A 1,462-nucleotide genomic window follows, 5' to 3' on the forward strand; every position below is an offset into this window, starting at 1 on the left:
AGCATGAAGTTCCGCCGTGGCGATCCGGCCGGCCTTGTCGTACAGATAGGTGCAACGTTCGCGGCCCGCTTCCTTCGCCGTGAGACGCCCAAGCGCATCGCGTTCGTAGCGTGTGCGAAGCCGGCCTTCCTGGAGCGCGATGCCAAAGCCGCAGGCGTCGTACTCGTATTCCCGGCGGCTGCCGTCGAGGCGAATTTCCTCGATCAACTGGTCGCGGCGGTCATTGATGACCGTGGATGGGTTTGCGGACGTGGCGGCTTTGCGGAAGGCGGAGGTGCGCAGGGTGAGGTGAACGTTCGCGAGGCGATACTGCGGGGGAATTCGTCTAACCCGCTGCGAACGTCAGCAACGAACAAAGGGCCGCTTACGCGACTCTTTGTTCGCTCTCAAGTTAGCTCGGCGTTTTTCCTCATTCGAGGAAATCGTCATTTTCGAGGTAATAGACAGCGGCGTTTGCAATGTCCTCGACATTTGGATCTTTTAGTTGTTTTCCCCGCAACTCAATGACAGCGAGGAAGGTCGGGATTTCTAGCCACGAGGCAAGATAATCCTCACCATAAAATTCATCATCCTCATTTTCCGGAATGTGGAAGACTGCGCCTAACAAGGCGACAGCAGAAGTCTTGTCAAAGTTCTTGTCAACAAAGATCCAGCCTACTTTTGGCAAGCCCTGTTTTTCGGTGATCAGGGCCTGCAATCCTTGCAAAGTATTCATGGTTTCTCTCCTTTCTTGATCATTTAGCGGCATCCTGTGCCGCCACCCCATTTGTTTCTTCCGCCTTTTCCGTCCGGATGGTAGACCTTGTGGAAACTCTTGTGATCGCCATGATCAACCAGTTGCAATGCCCCTGGCGAGTCTCCATGATGCCACGTCATGTCGGGTGGCGAAGAGCCTCTATATCTACCGCTCTGCGTCGGGCTCACGTGCTCGAGAACGCCAGGGTATTTGGTTTGCAGGGTCTGGCGGAAGTCCGCATCTACCTGTGCACGCTGAAATACGGATTCATTCGCAAGACGAAAGTGTTCTGGATCGGACAAAGTGTATTGATCGACCGTCAGCGTATGCTCGTGAAAAACATTGTACTTACCGAGACTACGTGTTCCCTCTCCGTTATAAAGCCCGAGTGGATCGATCCATGCAATGGAATTCGGCGCATACGCATAAAGATTCACCCCACCCATCAACCCAATCGGGTCGGGCGTCACAAACCTCCCCACATCCGGATCATAAAACCGGAACGTGTTGTAATGCAGCCCAGTCTCGCGATCCAGATACTGCCCCTGAAACCGCAAATTCTGCGGCCTCGGCTCCTCGTGCTGAACCCATTCCTCCTGAACCGCGTTCCCCCACACCTTGTAACGCGCCTGCCAGACCAGTTCACCATCGGCGTCGGTCAACTCTTCGGGCATCCCCGACACATCGTTGTGAAAATAATAAACCGCGTCGCGCACCGAATCGTCG

General features: G+C 54.7%; 2 protein-coding genes and 1 pseudogene. All 3 read right to left on the bottom strand.

Going from position 1 to position 1,462, the window contains the following annotated elements; genetic code table 11:
* Positions 1–207: pseudogene (locus tag U5782_RS41185) on the bottom strand (RHS repeat protein); the annotation flags it as partial.
* A gap of 202 nt (positions 208–409) precedes the next feature.
* Positions 410–715, bottom strand: coding sequence for a hypothetical protein (locus U5782_RS41190; protein ID WP_322049611.1), 306 nt, complete (start codon positions 713–715; stop codon positions 410–412).
* 23 nt (positions 716–738) lie between these two features.
* Positions 739–1,462, bottom strand: a 724-nt coding sequence (locus U5782_RS41195; RefSeq protein ID WP_322049612.1) for an RHS repeat-associated core domain-containing protein, incomplete at its 5' end; no start/stop codon positions are given.

This window comes from Paraburkholderia sp. J67 (genome assembly GCF_905220265.1).
Taxonomy (GTDB): Bacteria; Pseudomonadota; Gammaproteobacteria; order Burkholderiales; family Burkholderiaceae; genus Paraburkholderia.

Bases quoted from the DNA above. Each gene is read 5' to 3' on its own strand.
- U5782_RS41190 (WP_322049611.1), bottom strand. From the start codon at position 715: ATGAATACTTTGCAAGGATTGCAGGCCCTGATCACCGAAAAACAGGGC.